We start from the raw sequence: 15,274 nt of genomic DNA on the forward strand, positions 1-15,274 counted from the left end.
TTTTGTTTAAGTGTAATCCTTCACAATCTCTTCTACACCTTAATATAACTCCAATCCCTATTAAGGGTTGTTCCAGAATCCAGTACAATACAAAAAGACGCCTTCTTATTCAAGAAAAGCGCCCGATTGTTGAATAACAAAATTATGAAAAATAGGCGTCAAAACTGGACACCCGTTTTTAAACTATCGCTCACCATTTAGTTTTATACAGAATCAAAAACAATCCTTATCACCAAAAATGATTTTTAGTTTACCGTTATTTATGATACGGTTCTCCGTATTGTATCTAAGTGAGGTTTTTATTCATCCACTTTAAAATACACAGCTACTAATGCTGTTTTCACACAGTTTATATCCCCATGAAATCTCTTTCTGTTCAAAATAAAAAAACATTCAAAGGTCCTAAAAATACTCTCAATCCTTACTTCTTTGTTATAACAAGTATAATAATGATTCTTACTTCAAATATTAAAAAAAAATCTATTGAAGGATATGTTTCAATTGACAATCCATCCAAATAAAAATAACTGCCCAAATTATAAAAAAATTAAATATATCCTCAACCAATCACCAGATTTACTTTGCAGGACAATTGAGGTCGCTGGAGATTGTCTGGAAGTTGTCTTTATGAAAAATTTAATTAAGGCTGAAACAGTTAATGAATATGTTATTAAATTCATTCAACAGCTGCCAAAAAAAGATATAACCTATTCTTATTTAATGAAAAATATCCCTATTGACGAAGTAAAGGTTGACTTTAATGAACAAGAAGTTATTTCTTCAATTTTAAATGGATTCGTTTATATTTACTTATTAAAAGAAAGTAAAGCCCTTTTAGTAAATTGTGCTAATCCAATTGAAAGATCCATCGAGAAAGCAGAAACTGAATCTTTGGTATACGGCCCTAAAATTTCGTTTACAGAATCATTGTCTTCTAATATTAAAATTATTAGACAAAATCTAAATAATTCTAATTTGTGTACGGATGAATTAGAAATAGGAGAACGTGTTAAGAAGAAATTAAGAATTATTTACATTAAAGATTTAACGGATGAAGACATACTAAAAACACTTAAGCAGAAGCTTGAAAATATTACAACTGATGATATAAGTGACAGTTCAGTTTTGGCGCAGTGTCTTGAAGATAATCATTATTCTTTTTTTCCTCAGTTTATCATGACAGAGCTGCCCGATCGATTTCTCTATTCTATTTTAAATGGACGGGTTGGTATCCTTTTAGATCGAAGCCCAGTGGCTATTATTGGGCCTGCTAACTTTTTTTCGTTTTTTGAATCAACAGAAGATATTTATTTACGCTGGACTTTGAGTACTTTCATAAGATTTATACGGTTTTTGGCTATGGCTGGATCACTGCTCTTTACAGCATTCTATGTTGCAATCCTTACTTATCACTTTGAACTTATACCATCTAAATTGTTAATTGTCATTGGGCAATCACGTTCACAAGTTCCTTTTCCCCCGTTACTAGAAGCAATATTAATGGAATTATTAATTGAATTGCTTAGAGAGGCAGGGGCACGTCTTCCATCAAAAGTAGGTCAAACAATGGGGATTGTTGGAGGGATTGTTATTGGTCAAGCAACTGTTGAGGCTGGCTTAACTAGCAATATTTTAATTATTATCGTGGCATTTAGTGCATTAGGGGCTTTTTCATCTCCAATTTATGAGATGGGGACTGCTATAAGAATTGCCAGGTTTCCTTTCATTATTCTAGCAGGTGTTTGGGGTTTTAATGGGATTATGATCGGTGTCTGTGTACTGGTTGTCCACTTGTTAAAGTTGACATCCTTAAATAGACCTTATCTTGCACCTCTATACCCGTTAAGGATAAAGGATTTAAAATACTTCCTCATACGGCTTCCACACCATTTTTATAAGAAACGTCCTGTTGTCAATCGTCCATTAAACGTATTCCGGATAGGATGGAAATTTAAAAAAACAGAAAACGATTTAGATGAATTTTGAGGTGGATAATGAAATCAAATATTAGTTTTGTAAACGCCTATCTTGCTTTCTTTATCATTCACACTTCACAAATCGGGATGGGCATACTTGGCGTCCCTAGAATTGTTTTTCTTGAAGCTAAGCAAGATGCCTGGATCAGTGTTCTACTCTCTGGACTATTCATTAGTGTTATCATTTGGATGATAATTAGCATCCTTGCTAAGTATGAAAACTGTAATCTTTATGAAATACACGAGAATGTATTTGGTCGCTTTATAGGCAGTATCATCAATACTTTTATGGTTATTTACTTTATTGCAGCACTTTACTCTATCATCATCGCTTATGTTGAATTGTCCCTGACATGGGGATATGAAGGAGTTGATGAATGGGTAGGTGTTTTAGTGCTATTATTAGTAACCATTTATGCCGTATCTGGCGGATTCAGAGTAATTGCAGGAACATGTTTCTTATCCTTCTTAATGACTATATGGCTGGTATTTGTTTTTTATCAACCAATTGGATCGATAAACTTCACTAGAATTTTACCCGTCATGTCGGCAACCCCAGCACAAATAATGAAAGGAGTATTTAAAACCAGTTTTACAATGTTAGGTTTTGAAACTTTATTTTTTATTTTTCCATTTATAAAGGAGAAAAAAAAGCTGCATTTTTTCAGTCAATTAGCAATCTGGTTTACTACACTTATTGTATTTATAACAACTGTTATTTCGATATTATTTTTTAGTCCAAAGGAATTAGAAATACATATTTGGCCTGTGGTCAGTATGATAAGCGCGGTCCATTTTCCATTTCTTGAACGGTTTGAATTTATTGCCGTTCCATTATGGATATTGGTTATTTTTCCAAATTTATGTTTATACCTGTTCATTTCTTCAAAAGGAGTAAAACAAATATTTCATTTAAAACAAAAACATGGTATATGGGTAATCTCAATAATCATTTTTATCACGAGTTTTTTTGTCACCAAAAGAGTCGACAATAACCTTTTTTTTGATCAAGTTGGTCATGTCGGCTTTTACCTATGGTTTATCTATCCGATCTTGTTATATTTCATTTCAATCATTAAATCTAAAATTTTTTCACAATCTTAACGGAGTTGAAACGATGAAAAAATGGCTTATTCTATTTTGTTGTCTTCTCTGTACTGCATGCGTGCCCCCTGAAAAAATATTAGAAAGGCAAGGGATTTCAACTATTATTGGTTATGATTTACTTGATAAAGATACATATAAAGGCTCTATTAGCTTGTTGCAATTCGACCGTAAAGAAGAAAAAACAAGTGAAACCATTTCTGCCGTCGGTACTACAAGCAAACAAATAAGACAAAGGTTAGAACAACAAACAAGCCACGACATTACATCTGGACAATTGAGGACAATACTATTTGATAAAAATATAAGTGAAATGATAGGAATATCATCTTTTTTAGATACAATGCAACGAGACAGCAGCATTGGATCATTAATATTTTTGGCCATTACAAACAATACTGAAGAAGTCATTAAAAATAATAACTATGAAGAATACCCTGAGATGGGGTCATATATTTATCAATTATTGGATAAGCAAGAAAGGAAGGAATTGTTAATAAACTCCAACCTGCATGATTTTTTCTCCACTCTATATGAAATTGGCATCGATCCTACCTTACCTATTATATCGAATAAGAATGGTGCAGCACCCTATATTGAAAAGGTGGCATTATTAAAGGATGATAAAATGGTCGGTTCTATTTCTTTGACAAAAACCTTGTTCATAAAATTATTCACCAATCGCAGGGCTTCTTTGGGAGATATAACATTAAACATTCCTCTAGAGGTTTTAGAAAAAAAGGGAATACAACTAGTCGAAAAGCCAAAAGGAGATAAATTTAATATTACAATTCGCCCAATAAAGCACCGCGGAAGTATTGAATTATCTAAAGAAGATGAAGTTAAGCTAAACGCAACCATTTCGGTTTCAACTATAGAAGTACAGCCTACAATTACTCTTAACAATAAGAAATCTATAAAAAAATTGGAGCAACTGCTTGGGGAAGAACTAAGCAAAGAATTGGGAGATTTTCTTGAGGAGTTAAGAAAATTAAATACTGATCCAATTGGCATTGGAAGAAAAATAAAAAGCATCAGAAAATATTCCAATTTAAGTGATAAAGATTTGAGAAAAAAGTATTCTGCACTAAAGTTAAAATCAAGTATTAAAGTTGAAATAAAACGAACAGGTGCTGTTGATTAGTAAAGATAGTAGAGAAAGTCTTATTCTTCCGTGTTTATTACCTTCACGAATTTACCTGTGAAGAACTTCATTTACTTATGATAAGGCTTAACGAGGTTGATATTAAACTTATCTTACTATAATTCAAGAACCATATGTAATACCATCATTAACTACAATCCTTGTTCAACAATCGGGCCAGATTGTTGAACACGAGTTATAAACAACACTCTTCAACTAACCTGCCAGTTTGTTCAATAAGAAAAGGAGGTGCCGCAGCTACCTCCGTTGTTAAACTCAAGCACCTGTTCGCTTAAGTACATTTTTTCACAATCTTTTTTATGACACTGCTAAGCAAAATAAAAAACCTTCGTGTTTGAAGGTTTATCGAATCCACTTTTTATAAAAAAACGATTTCTTGAGAGGATTCAGCTCCGTTATATATTGAAAAGCATATAGAATCAGACACCTGAAAAAGCTTAATACCAAGTATTGAAATTTGGTTAATTGTTCTAAAGAAAATATTTTAAAGCCTTCTACAAATTTTAATCCTCCAAAGATAAATGTAACATGGAGAAGAGTATTTGAAATGATGAATAATGGTAATTTCCCAAAAGTTAGTTTTAACACCCATAGACTAGTTACAAGGTATGGACCTAAATTCATAAAGTTCATGCTGTTAAAAGGTCCGACACCGCTATAAAATTTCCACCAATTTTTCCTTTCACCATAAAAATCTAAAGCTTTAGTAAAAGTAGCCATAAATATGGCAGTGGGAAGAAATCTTCTAAATGCTTTCTTACCTAGAAAGGGTACAGTTAACCAAGGAACAACCAGCAATGCAATTAAAAATAATTTTTGGTTTTTCATAATACCACCTATAAAGAAGATGTATTTTATCGGATTTTACCTTATTCTTTTACAAGAACGCCAACTTTATACAAATTGGGGATATACATAATTATTAACAGTGGTAATTTTATACATGCCCGTTTTATTAATACTGAGATGTTATAATCGTGGAACCCTGCGAATCTTTGATTCGGTTCGTACCCCCAAACTTTTATTCCTTTCAGATAAGTCAAGTGGAGGATTAATGAATGTTCGGAGTTTTAAAGTATTTCCCTTTCGTAGTGTATGTTTGTGAAGGTTTGTACTTAAACTATTCTGCCAGTTAGTGGAACAACAGAAAAAAGGCTCTACTCCTTGTTGAAGTAAAGCCCCCGATAGTTGAAAAAGAATTTCTATTTTATTGGAGTAAGTCTTTTTATTATAAAATATACTATTTGAGAGAGTACGAAAAAACCAATAAATGAGTAAGTGTGTGTCCAGTTATGTAAAGCAAAAATCTTCCCTTTTATAAATAGAGGTTCTATTATATAAGAAAAACACCCAGATAATACCAAGGAGAACACCGAGTAGGCTTTTAAAGTTTTTGTGTACTGATACATTATCATAAAAAAAACTGGAATTACTGTAATATCGGCAGGAAATAGAGGAGGCACCATTGGTAACAACTTGTCTGGATAACCCCATAAAATCATGTCCGCCCCAATTACATCTGTTACTGAAGCAATAGTTGCCCATAATAATCCATAACTCAGAATTTCGAATGTTCTATCCTTATGACGAAGTTTAACCCAAATAATCCATGGTATTAAAGTTGCTCCCACCAAAAACCACCATTTCCATGTAAATAGGTCATGATGGTACCAGTGACTAATGGAAACATCCCTCAGAGTTTCTCTTGCTTCTTTTGCATCTTCATAAGTTGGATATTTCGACAATAAACACTCCATGTTTTCATAATACTATGTTAATTTATCCATTAATTCTAAATATATTCTAAAAGTAGTCTGCAAATATGGTTAGAACAGAGCAAAATAAAAAATATTCTTATTAAACTATCCTGCCCCTTTTGTTGAATAAGAAAAAAGGCTGCCACAATGACAGACGAAATCTTAAACAAAAGCACTCCATTAGCACAATAAAAAACAATATCTTACTCAATTCTCTGTTTTACATTTTAGGTAGTATAAACGGGCACCACATTACATCGATTTTTCTTTAAAAAGATAGATTGCTCTTTTTGCTACTATTCCTATCATCACTCCTGGAATTACACACAAAATCGGAAGCCAAACAGGTCCTAATAATACCCCAAATATCTTTAAATTCGAAGAGTAGATACATCCGACCGTGACAAAAAATGCCGATAACACAAACGGAAGGAAGGAGAATCGGTCTTCCCCCCCTCCTGCATCTTTCCAGGCATCCCACATCGCAAAAAAATATAAACATGGGTAAAACATTAGCCACTGATAATTTGTTTCTTGAATAGCTTTTGTAAGCTCCCCTTGAAAACTTAAAATAATTACAACATTAAAATTTGCTCGTACATTTATGACAAACTCTAATATTACGAGTACTATTCCTTTTACATACTTTCCATTAAGGAACTGTCCAAATCCAGGAAGCGCAATACTCCAAAAAAGCATTTCAAATTTATGGTTGCTTTTTATCATTCACTTCCCAACTTTACATTAAACTTTTAAAAGACCATTCATTATAATTGTTGCGTTGATAATTTCTCTCTATCATCTGCCAATGGTGGTTGTTCAGCCCATTTGTTTTCAACCATAAGGTTAAACCCATCTCCCATGTACTTGCCCATTTCAGCTAAAAGCCTTGAGTAATGCATTGCCAAGTCAATCCGTTCGCATGTACCTATGGCTGAACCATATACACCAATGGATGTGGAACCAAAAAGCGATTTATGAAACATCATAAGGCGATCAGAAAAAGGGGCGGTTGTTGAGTTCGTGACTTCTGATTCCTCTGATTTTGGTTGAGGAAGGTGCTCTTGAGACAATATTGATTCAAAAATCTCAATATGTTTGGTGTAGATTTCTACACCACGCCATAAATATTTCTTAACCTCTTGGGATTTTGCCGCTTGTGCGAATGCTATGGTGATGGATTTGCTTAATTGGATTTTTTTTAAATCCCAAAAAACATTGCTTATCTCAATGCAGCTTAACGGTCTTTTTCCCCCAAGCAGTCCTTCCATGAATTTCTTCTTTTCAATAAACTCATATTTATCTGAAGGGTTGATGAATGGTGGTCTCGATACAATTCCTTTTTCTAATAGTAAATCCAATGATATGTTGAAAAGCTCCATTGTTTCATTCTGGCATTGAACGAAATAATCTCGTATGTCTCGACGCATATTTGTCGATAAAGCAGCAGCATATCCTGCCAAACCGTTGACACTCATTATGTAGGTATAAGTTAAGCACAATTCGTCTGAAAACAATCGAGGAGCCGCCAAATCTACATCATCCTCGGTGAATCCGTGAGGAATGGGAAATTTCTCTTGCGTGAAATAATCTTTAATTTTTGTAATATGCCCTTCAGCTATTCTCAAAGAAAATTCCAAAATTGGACGAATAGATACGTCTTCTACAATTTTAATCATGTATTTGTAAACACATATCGCCATTGTGTCATTTTGATACTGTACCCAAATGTTTGCGATTTCAGGAGCAGTAAGCCTTACGCTATGCGGTGTTTCCTCGTTTATCTTACTTTCAACCATGTTCTTGAACCCTCCACAAATAAACACTTTATTTTGTATTATTTGTAGAAATTCATTATTAATACGAGTTATCATCCATATGAATTTTTCATAATCTTCTTAGCATCATGCTAAGAAACCTAAATTTTGGTCAGAATCTTACTTCTTACTTAATATATTTTCATTTCTCATTTCTTTTCACTCTTGTTCAATAGTTGGAAAAGACTTGATATAAAAAGATAATGTTTCAACTAATAGGCGAAAAGGATGTCAAATGACATCCTTTTTCTTGCTTTAATTATTCTTATAAATTGCCAAATCAATCTTTCCGCCATTTTAACTTAGCCCGAAATGCTAACAAATGTTCACTTTTTTTTACCTTATTCAACTAAACTGCTTCGTTTGTTTAAGTGTATTTTTTCACAAACTTGTTCATTTTCCATTATTGTAGAAATGCTGTTGCCCTGTTTGTAGTATAAAGCAAAAAAAGCTACCAAAGGCAGCTAAGACAAATATATTATTGTAAACACTTTTTAATATCATTGATAGCTTGTAAATGCATTCCTTCATGGAAGATGGTTCGAATTAACACTTGTTCGATTGTTCGCATCCCCATTTCAGAAGGATGATACTCTTCTTCCAAACGATGTCCATAGTTTTCCATCAACTTGAACGTTGTTCTTTCAGTAATTTCTTTAGTTCTATATAAGAGGGCGTTTCCGCTGAGAAATGAACTGGTGTTGTACCATAACTAAACCAATTACGAAAAATATCTGGGACCTCTGTCTTCTCCTTTGTTAAAGCCTCAATCCATAGGTATTGGTCCAAATAAATATGTCCCATATTCCATCTAATATTATTATTAAACTTATTCGGGACTATTTCGGCTGCATCTGCACTTATTCCGTTTAAACTATCTAAAATTTCTTTTCGGTAAGTTTCTAACTGTTTGAAGAGAATTATATGGCGTTCTTTCATTTTTTTACTCCTTTCAAATAATTGGATTTTTATCCCTTATATTATATAATTCGCTCGTTCCGTCATATTTTCCTTCTTGAGCTATCCTGCCCAGTTAGTTCAACAAGAAAAGATGCCAAAATGACAGCTCCGATCTTAAACTCTTGCCCCCGTTAAATTAACAAGAGAATTTTATATTCAAGTTTTTCTATTTGTAATAAATTCAAAGAAATTAGGAAATCCACAATTTATATGCTACACTTGGTTTACCATTTGATTTACTGTTTTCAGATACCCTACTCATTTTTGAGTGGGGTTATTTGTTTTTCTAAGTAAAATAAATAACAGAATCTAAAAAAGAGTCTGTCCATGTTTGGCGTTATAATTAAGCCTTACGAACGTTAGCGGCTTGTGCTCCACGTTGACCTTGCTCAAGATCAAAAGTCACTTCTTGACCTTCTTCTAATGTTTTGAACCCTTCGCCTTGAATAGCTGAGAAATGAACGAATACGTCTTCTCCACCTTCACGTTCGATGAATCCGAAGCCTTTTTCGCCATTAAACCATTTTACTTTACCTTTTTCCATGTTTGTTGCCTCCTAGTGTGTTAGCACACACAATGTATTACTATCCTTGCTCTCAGTGATCATCAAGACGAAAAGTTATTACTGATACTATCCTTTACACCGAACAAAAATAATCCATTTTATGATAGCATTTTTTTGAAATTGTTTGCAAGGAACCCAAATTCTACTAAAGCACCCCATTAGTTGATAAACCATTTTTCCCGCGGTATAGGGAAGTATTCACCAGCGACAAGTTCTGGAGGTACGGCTTCTTCGATTCGTAAAAGATCGTCTGAACTTAAATTCATTTCAAGTGCACCGAAGGAATCCTGAAGTTGTGATCTCTTTCTTGCTCCAACCAATGGGATAACATCTTCACCCCGAGATAGAACCCATGCGATAGCAAGCTGCGCAACAGTTACTTGCTTTTCTTTAGCAATTGTACGCAGAGCCTCAACAAGGGCTAAATTCTTTTTGAGATTTTCGCTAGTAAACCGTGGAGCCTTCCGACGCTTATCATCCGTACCTAACTCTCGATCTTTTGACCATGTACCGCTCAACAACCCTCTAGAGAGAACACCGTAAGCCGAAAGCGAAATGCCTAATTCCCGTAAAGTGGGCAAAATATTTGATTCGATGCTCCGATTAAATAGTGAGTATTCCATTTGCAGCCAACTTATAGAATGTACTGCGTGTGCGCGCCGAATTGTATCCACTCCTACTTCAGAAAGACCAATGTAACGTACATATCCCTTCTTTACCAAATCGGCAATTGTACCAACCGTTTCTTCAATTGGTACGTTTGGATCGATGCAGGCTGTGCCTGGTTGATAAAGATCGATGTATTCAACACCTAGTCGATGTAGTGTATCCTCAAGGAAATTCTTTACTGTATGAGGGTGGTTATCACTCTTTCGATGACTCTTGCCCTGAGAATGTAGCTTGCCATCGAATTTTACTGAAATGAATGCATTTTCCCGTTGGATTCCTTGAAATGCTTCACGTAGAAGTAATTCATTGTGTCCATCGCCATAGAAATCCCCTGTATCAAAGAGTGTAATGCCTTCCTCAAGTGCCGCGTGGATTGTTGCAATGCTTTCCCTTCGGTCAGCATTACCATATAGCCATGACATCCCCATACAACCGAGACCAATTTCTGAAACTAGTGGACCGTTATGACCAATTGCACGCTTTTTCATTGGTATATTCCCCCTATCATCTTCAATCAAAAATATATGTGAACTTCCCCCACCGTATTCTAAGTCAACCAATCTGTAACCAGTTTCGTTCCGAAACCCTATTCCACCCTTGCATTTTTCTTAATAAATTCTTTCTTTACTAAAATCAAAATTCCTTTATTTTATGATACTTATTGTTAGTTAAAACTGCACACGTTGGTTTAAGTACAAACCTTTCCAATTGGGCCAGATTGTAGAACACAAGTTAAACACCACTCTTCAACTAAACTGCCCGTTAATTCAATAAGATGAAAAGAAATCGCCGCATAAGCCCATTTATTCACCTACTAAGCCATCACCATCTCGATCGTCCATATATTTATAGAGCCATGATTATATTTAGGTTAGGAGTCAAAAGGGTTGTTAATAAAAGGACCACACATTTTAGATATGTCTAATATGTGTGGTCCTTTATTTATTTTATTATTCAATTAACGCACCTGTTAGGTTAAGTACAATATTTCACATGGACAGTGGTAGGTTGGCAGGATGATTGGCGGGTTGGTAGTTGTGGTGGGTTGTGGGAAAAAGTTTAAACCGGGACTTCTTGCAAGCAGATTGTTGGCAGCTTGGGCGGGATTGGAAACTCCTTGCAACTTCGCGTTCATCATCATGTTTTCCCGCCCTTTGAGCATGCCGTAAAAAGCTGCAAACTGCCCTGTTAATGCTCAAGCCTTCACTACTCAGTCTGACCAATAATCTGTATTACTTACTACTTGGTTAAAAATATAACTGAATAAAGCATGCGACACATTACATTTGTACCAGCTATTCAGTAGGAATTATCTATTGAATTTACTTTATTCCTAATCGCTTTCATGATACACTGATTCAAATCTTCTCGAGACTTGTCGACATAGGTTTTAACGTTTGCCAATAGGTCGTCGGCAAAGGAAGCCACGTCGTCCTCAGTGATGGTTTACGTCTTTAGTGTTGGTGTTAGGCGAAAATCCACTAGGATTTCGCCTTTAGCCACGATCAATCGAATCGTTCAACTTCGTGCGATACTTATCTCTCCAAGTTTTCGCGTCCTTTACTAGCTCGTCGCAGAAAGCGGCAACGTCTTTGCCCGTGAGGTCAGTGACTTTCTTGCCTTCCGCTGCACCTTCCTCGAAGAGGTCGAGAATGCCGCCAAAGATACGGCTGCTGTCCTTCCAGTCGGTGAGACCACAAGAGGTCCATAAATATTTTTTAATAGCATTGTAAGCGTTGCTGTACTCACTTGGAAGTGCCTGCGCACGCTCCTCCATCGCCTTCCATTCCCGCTTCTCATCCAGACTTCCGATTATTTTTTCAAAAATACTCATATACCTTCTCCTTTTAATTTTATTTTAGTTTTAAGTTCGTTAATTTTACTTGAGACAAAATCCCATTTTTCCCAAAAAATTTTAAGCTGCTCTTGACCTGCTGCGTTGAGTGTGTAAAATTTTCTCGGCGGTCCCATAGTGGAAGGCTTTTTCTCGATGTCCACCAGATTGTTTTTCTCGAGCCTTATTGTAATCGTATAAACTGTACCTTCAACTACATCAGTGAAGCCAAGTTTTCGCAGCTGTTGCGTGATTTCATAGCCGTAAGTTTCGCCACGGCTGATGATTTCAAGAACACAACCCTCAAGCACCCCTTTCAGCATTTCTGTGATATTTTCCAATTTTTTACCTCCATGTATATTTTAATTATATTTTTTTCAGTACTCTGTAACACAGGTATATCGTGATACTGATTACTGGTATATAGTATTACCGAATAGCGCCATTTGTCAATAAAACTTTTTCGCAAAAAAAGCCCGTTTTTACGGCTTCAAAGGTGTTTTTAAAATTTTTCAGCTTAAACTTCAGCCAGGTACTTGATTATTCTCAAGAAGATGTAAATAATTTGAAAATAATTCCCGGCCAACCAGACGATCAATATTTTAATATTTTAGAATGAAAAAAAGCCGAAAATATGCAAGAAATGAATAAAGACTTGCATATTTTTCGGCCTATTGGTAATTGGGGAATTTTCAACGAAAGAACCGGTTTATTTAATTAATTACAAAGTTTCACTAAGGAAGATTTATTTGCCACGAAACGCCGAAACGGTCATTTACCCAACCAAACTTTTTACTGAAACCATAATTGTTTAAAGGCATAAGTGCTTGTCCACCTTCAAGGAGTTTCTCATAAAGAAATTCAAGCTCTTCTTCAGTATTACAAGTAAGAAAGATTGAGAAAGAAGGTGTAAAAGAGAATTGATGTTTGACAAAACTGTCAATACACATAAATTCTTGGCCTTTTAAGGTAAAAGTAGCCTGCATGACGGTGCCTTCTGGACCTGCTTCATTAGCCCCGTATCTAACAATGTTTGTAATTTGAGAATCCTCAATGATAGATGTATAAAAATTCATCGCTTCTTCTGCGTTGCCTTCTTGAAACATTAAAAATGGTGTTACATTTTCCATTTTTATCCACCCCCCCTAATTATATGTACTAGATTATATTATAGTTGATTTTATAATTGAACAAAAGCATCGAGATTGGTTTAATAGCAAGTCAATAACAATATCTGCAAGTTCATGACCCTTGTGTCATCGATATGTATCATCATGTTTTTACTAGAAATAATGAAAAATAGTTAATGAGGACAGTTTTATTTTTTAAAAAAATAAAACCGTCCTCGTTAAAAACCATTTTTTATGTCGTCCCTATTTAATAAATTCCTTTACGGCTTCGATTACTTCATTTGTAGTTCTCATTTGCAAGGCTTTTTCTGCTAAGTTTTTCATTTCTGCTTTAGAAAGACGAAGAATTTGCGAACGTGCTTTCAGGATCGATGTTGCACTCATGGAGAACTCATCGAGTCCAAGGCCTAAGAGAAGTGGAATGGCTGTTTCGTCCCCTGCCATTTCACCGCACATACCTGCCCATTTACCTTCAGCATGAGCAGCATCGATGACCATTTTAACCAATCTTAAGATGGACGGACTGTAAGGTTGATAGAGATAGGAAACACGTTGGTTCATACGATCAGCAGCCATTGTATATTGAATTAAATCATTTGTACCTATGCTGAAAAAATCCACTTCCTTAGCAAACTGATCAGCCAAAACAGCAGTAGAAGGAATTTCCACCATGATGCCAAGCTCGATTTTTCCCGCTACCTGCTGGCCTTCAGCCAAAAGCTTTTGCTTCTCTTCTTCTAGAAGTACCTTTGCCGACCGGAACTCATCAAGTGTAGCAATCATCGGAAACATGATTTTTAAATTTCCATAAATGCTTGCTCGAAGCAAGGCTCGAAGCTGTGTTCGGAACATATCCTGCATTTCTAAGCATAAGCGAATCGCCCTAAATCCAAGGAACGGATTCATTTCTTTTGGCAGTTCTAAATACGGCAGTTCTTTATCGCCGCCGATATCAAGGGTGCGAATCACGACAGGCTTTCCTTCCATTCCTTCTAATACCGTTTTAAACGCAGCAAATTGCTCCTCTTCTGTTGGAAGCTGAGTGCGACCCATATATAAAAACTCCGTCCGGTATAAGCCGACCCCTTCGCCTCCATTTTCGAGAACTCCGGTAAGATCCTCTGGTTTTCCGATATTGGCAGCGAGTTCAACATGCTCGCCATCTTTTGTGATGGTCGGCTCGTTGACCAGCTTGGCCCACTCTGCCTTTTGTGCTTCGTAAGCGGCCTTTTTCCCGTTATATTCTTTGATGACCCTTTCAGTTGGATTGACAATGACCTTTCCATCTAATCCATCAAGAATAACAACATCGCCATTTTTAATGTCTTCCATGACCGTTTTGGTTCCAACAACAGCTGGAATTTCCATGGATCGAGCCATTATAGCCGAATGAGAAGTACGGCCGCCGATATTGGTTGTAAAACCTTTAACATACTGACGGTTTAATTGAGCAGTATCAGAAGGTGTCAAATCCTCTGCAATCATAATAACTTCTTCAGAAATCAAGCTTGGATTAGGTATTGTTACCCCTAAAAGATGTGACAATATCCGCTTGGCCACATCGCGAATGTCAGCAGCCCGTTCTTTCATATATTCATTATCTAATGCTTCAAACATCGATACGAACATGTTAACCACTTCTTGTAAAGCAAACTCTGCATTAACATGTTCATTTTGTATTTTATCTTTGATTTGATTAATAAGTTCCGGGTCATTTAAAACTAGCAAGTGTGCTTCAAAAATTTCAGCCTTATCGTCACCGAGATTCAAAGAGGTATGCTCTTTGATTTTCTGGAGTTCTCCCTTTGACAACTCAAGCGCCTGTTCAAGGCGTTTTATTTCAAGATTAACATCTGTTATCGCGTTTTTCTCTACTTTCAAGTCTGGATTTTCTAAGCGGAAGGCTTTTGCAATCGCAATCCCGCTTGATGCCGCAATGCCTGAAATCTCTTTTGTTAAAACTTCTTCCGTTATCATTATACGAGACCTCCACTTTTTAGAGTTTCTTCTAATAAACTAAGTGCTTCATTTTCATCAGAACCTTCAGCCGATACCTTGATTGTTGCACCTTTTGGAATACCTAAAGACATAACACCCATAATTGATTTTAGGTTTACTGATTTGCCGTTGTATTCTAATGTGATCTCAGCATTAAATTTGCTTGCTGCTGATACTAGTATTGTTGCTGGGCGTGCATGGATCCCTGTTTCATCTATAATTGTGAACGTTTTGCTTACCATAATAAAATCAAGCTCCTCTAGTTTTAAATTACTCTTTAGCTTATTTCTCAGGAACGA

The 15,274-nt window shown here is 35.6% G+C and carries 14 protein-coding genes and 2 pseudogenes; 3 read left to right on the forward strand and 13 right to left on the reverse strand.

Annotated features, from left to right (window positions below; all coding sequences use genetic code 11):
* Nucleotides 1-492: 492 nt before the first annotated feature.
* Genes ACZ5B7_RS16375 through ACZ5B7_RS16385 form a run of 3 tightly spaced genes read left to right on the forward strand, consistent with a single transcriptional unit; the run spans nt 493 to nt 4,224 of the window.
* Nucleotides 493-1,986, forward strand: coding sequence for a spore germination protein (locus ACZ5B7_RS16375; RefSeq protein WP_464490128.1), 1,494 nt, complete (start codon nt 493-495; stop codon nt 1,984-1,986).
* Between the two features lie 8 nt (nt 1,987-1,994).
* Nucleotides 1,995-3,080, forward strand: coding sequence for a GerAB/ArcD/ProY family transporter (locus ACZ5B7_RS16380; protein WP_464490129.1), 1,086 nt, complete (start codon nt 1,995-1,997; stop codon nt 3,078-3,080).
* 13 nt (nt 3,081-3,093) lie between these two features.
* Nucleotides 3,094-4,224 (forward strand): Ger(x)C family spore germination protein, encoded by a 1,131-nt coding sequence (locus ACZ5B7_RS16385; RefSeq protein ID WP_464490130.1) that lies wholly within the window; start codon nt 3,094-3,096, stop codon nt 4,222-4,224.
* Between the two features lie 363 nt (nt 4,225-4,587).
* Here the strand turns inward: ACZ5B7_RS16385 and ACZ5B7_RS16390 are convergent, their stop codons facing one another.
* From ACZ5B7_RS16390 to ACZ5B7_RS16450, 13 genes and pseudogenes are all read right to left on the reverse strand, one after another.
* The gene (locus tag ACZ5B7_RS16390; protein ID WP_464490131.1) at nt 4,588-5,073 is read right to left on the reverse strand and encodes a hypothetical protein; all 486 of its coding nucleotides are present in this window, start codon (nt 5,071-5,073) and stop codon (nt 4,588-4,590) included.
* 374 nt (nt 5,074-5,447) lie between these two features.
* Complete coding sequence (locus ACZ5B7_RS16395; RefSeq protein WP_464490132.1) at nt 5,448-5,990, reverse strand: CBO0543 family protein; 543 nt, start codon at nt 5,988-5,990, stop codon at nt 5,448-5,450.
* A 264-nt stretch (nt 5,991-6,254) separates the two neighbouring features.
* The gene (locus ACZ5B7_RS16400; RefSeq protein ID WP_464490133.1) at nt 6,255-6,728 is read right to left on the reverse strand and encodes a hypothetical protein; all 474 of its coding nucleotides are present in this window, start codon (nt 6,726-6,728) and stop codon (nt 6,255-6,257) included.
* Between the two features lie 41 nt (nt 6,729-6,769).
* On the reverse strand, nt 6,770-7,801 hold the full coding sequence (locus ACZ5B7_RS16405) for a DUF3231 family protein (RefSeq protein ID WP_464490134.1): 1,032 nt from the start codon (nt 7,799-7,801) through the stop codon (nt 6,770-6,772).
* 496 nt (nt 7,802-8,297) lie between these two features.
* Nucleotides 8,298-8,758, reverse strand: a pseudogene (locus tag ACZ5B7_RS16410) (DinB family protein).
* A gap of 364 nt (nt 8,759-9,122) precedes the next feature.
* Nucleotides 9,123-9,323 carry a cold-shock protein gene (locus ACZ5B7_RS16415; RefSeq protein WP_289989575.1) on the reverse strand — a complete coding sequence of 67 codons (201 nt, stop codon included), beginning with the start codon at nt 9,321-9,323 and terminating at the stop codon, nt 9,123-9,125.
* Nucleotides 9,324-9,502: 179 nt separating this feature from the next.
* On the reverse strand, nt 9,503-10,501 hold the full coding sequence (locus tag ACZ5B7_RS16420) for an aldo/keto reductase (RefSeq protein ID WP_464490135.1): 999 nt from the start codon (nt 10,499-10,501) through the stop codon (nt 9,503-9,505).
* 584 nt (nt 10,502-11,085) lie between these two features.
* Nucleotides 11,086-11,208: pseudogene (locus tag ACZ5B7_RS16425) on the reverse strand (ABC transporter ATP-binding protein); the annotation flags it as partial.
* 300 nt (nt 11,209-11,508) lie between these two features.
* The gene (locus ACZ5B7_RS16430; protein WP_464490136.1) at nt 11,509-11,847 is read right to left on the reverse strand and encodes a DUF1048 domain-containing protein; all 339 of its coding nucleotides are present in this window, start codon (nt 11,845-11,847) and stop codon (nt 11,509-11,511) included.
* A complete protein-coding gene (locus ACZ5B7_RS16435) occupies nt 11,844-12,188 on the reverse strand; it encodes a PadR family transcriptional regulator (protein ID WP_464490137.1) in 345 nt (114 codons plus the stop codon). Before ACZ5B7_RS16435 ends, ACZ5B7_RS16430 begins: the two co-directional genes overlap by 4 nt.
* Nucleotides 12,189-12,581: 393 nt before the next feature.
* Nucleotides 12,582-12,977 carry a VOC family protein gene (locus tag ACZ5B7_RS16440; RefSeq protein ID WP_464490138.1) on the reverse strand — a complete coding sequence of 132 codons (396 nt, stop codon included), beginning with the start codon at nt 12,975-12,977 and terminating at the stop codon, nt 12,582-12,584.
* Between the two features lie 243 nt (nt 12,978-13,220).
* Nucleotides 13,221-14,954 (reverse strand): phosphoenolpyruvate--protein phosphotransferase, encoded by a 1,734-nt coding sequence (gene ptsP / locus ACZ5B7_RS16445; protein WP_464490139.1) that lies wholly within the window; start codon nt 14,952-14,954, stop codon nt 13,221-13,223.
* Nucleotides 14,954-15,217: a phosphocarrier protein HPr gene (locus ACZ5B7_RS16450; protein WP_464490140.1), complete on the reverse strand. Its 264-nt coding sequence runs from the start codon at nt 15,215-15,217 to the stop codon at nt 14,954-14,956. The genes ptsP and ACZ5B7_RS16450 overlap by 1 nt, the downstream gene beginning before the upstream one ends.
* Nucleotides 15,218-15,274: the final 57 nt, after the last annotated feature.

The organism is Neobacillus sp. S1115, from assembly GCF_055385565.1.

Coding starts and splice junctions, on each gene's coding strand:
- ACZ5B7_RS16375 (WP_464490128.1), top strand. CDS start 493: ATGTTTCAATTGACAATCCATCCAAATAAAAATAACTGCCCAAATTAT.
- ACZ5B7_RS16380 (WP_464490129.1), top strand. CDS start 1,995: ATGAAATCAAATATTAGTTTTGTAAACGCCTATCTTGCTTTCTTTATC.
- ACZ5B7_RS16385 (WP_464490130.1), top strand. CDS start 3,094: ATGAAAAAATGGCTTATTCTATTTTGTTGTCTTCTCTGTACTGCATGC.
- ACZ5B7_RS16390 (WP_464490131.1), bottom strand. CDS start 5,073: ATGAAAAACCAAAAATTATTTTTAATTGCATTGCTGGTTGTTCCTTGG.
- ACZ5B7_RS16400 (WP_464490133.1), bottom strand. CDS start 6,728: ATGATAAAAAGCAACCATAAATTTGAAATGCTTTTTTGGAGTATTGCG.
- ACZ5B7_RS16405 (WP_464490134.1), bottom strand. CDS start 7,801: ATGGTTGAAAGTAAGATAAACGAGGAAACACCGCATAGCGTAAGGCTT.
- ACZ5B7_RS16415 (WP_289989575.1), bottom strand. CDS start 9,323: ATGGAAAAAGGTAAAGTAAAATGGTTTAATGGCGAAAAAGGCTTCGGA.
- ACZ5B7_RS16420 (WP_464490135.1), bottom strand. CDS start 10,501: ATGAAAAAGCGTGCAATTGGTCATAACGGTCCACTAGTTTCAGAAATT.
- ACZ5B7_RS16430 (WP_464490136.1), bottom strand. CDS start 11,847: ATGAGTATTTTTGAAAAAATAATCGGAAGTCTGGATGAGAAGCGGGAA.
- ACZ5B7_RS16440 (WP_464490138.1), bottom strand. CDS start 12,977: ATGGAAAATGTAACACCATTTTTAATGTTTCAAGAAGGCAACGCAGAA.
- ptsP (WP_464490139.1), bottom strand. CDS start 14,954: ATGATAACGGAAGAAGTTTTAACAAAAGAGATTTCAGGCATTGCGGCA.
- ACZ5B7_RS16450 (WP_464490140.1), bottom strand. CDS start 15,217: ATGGTAAGCAAAACGTTCACAATTATAGATGAAACAGGGATCCATGCA.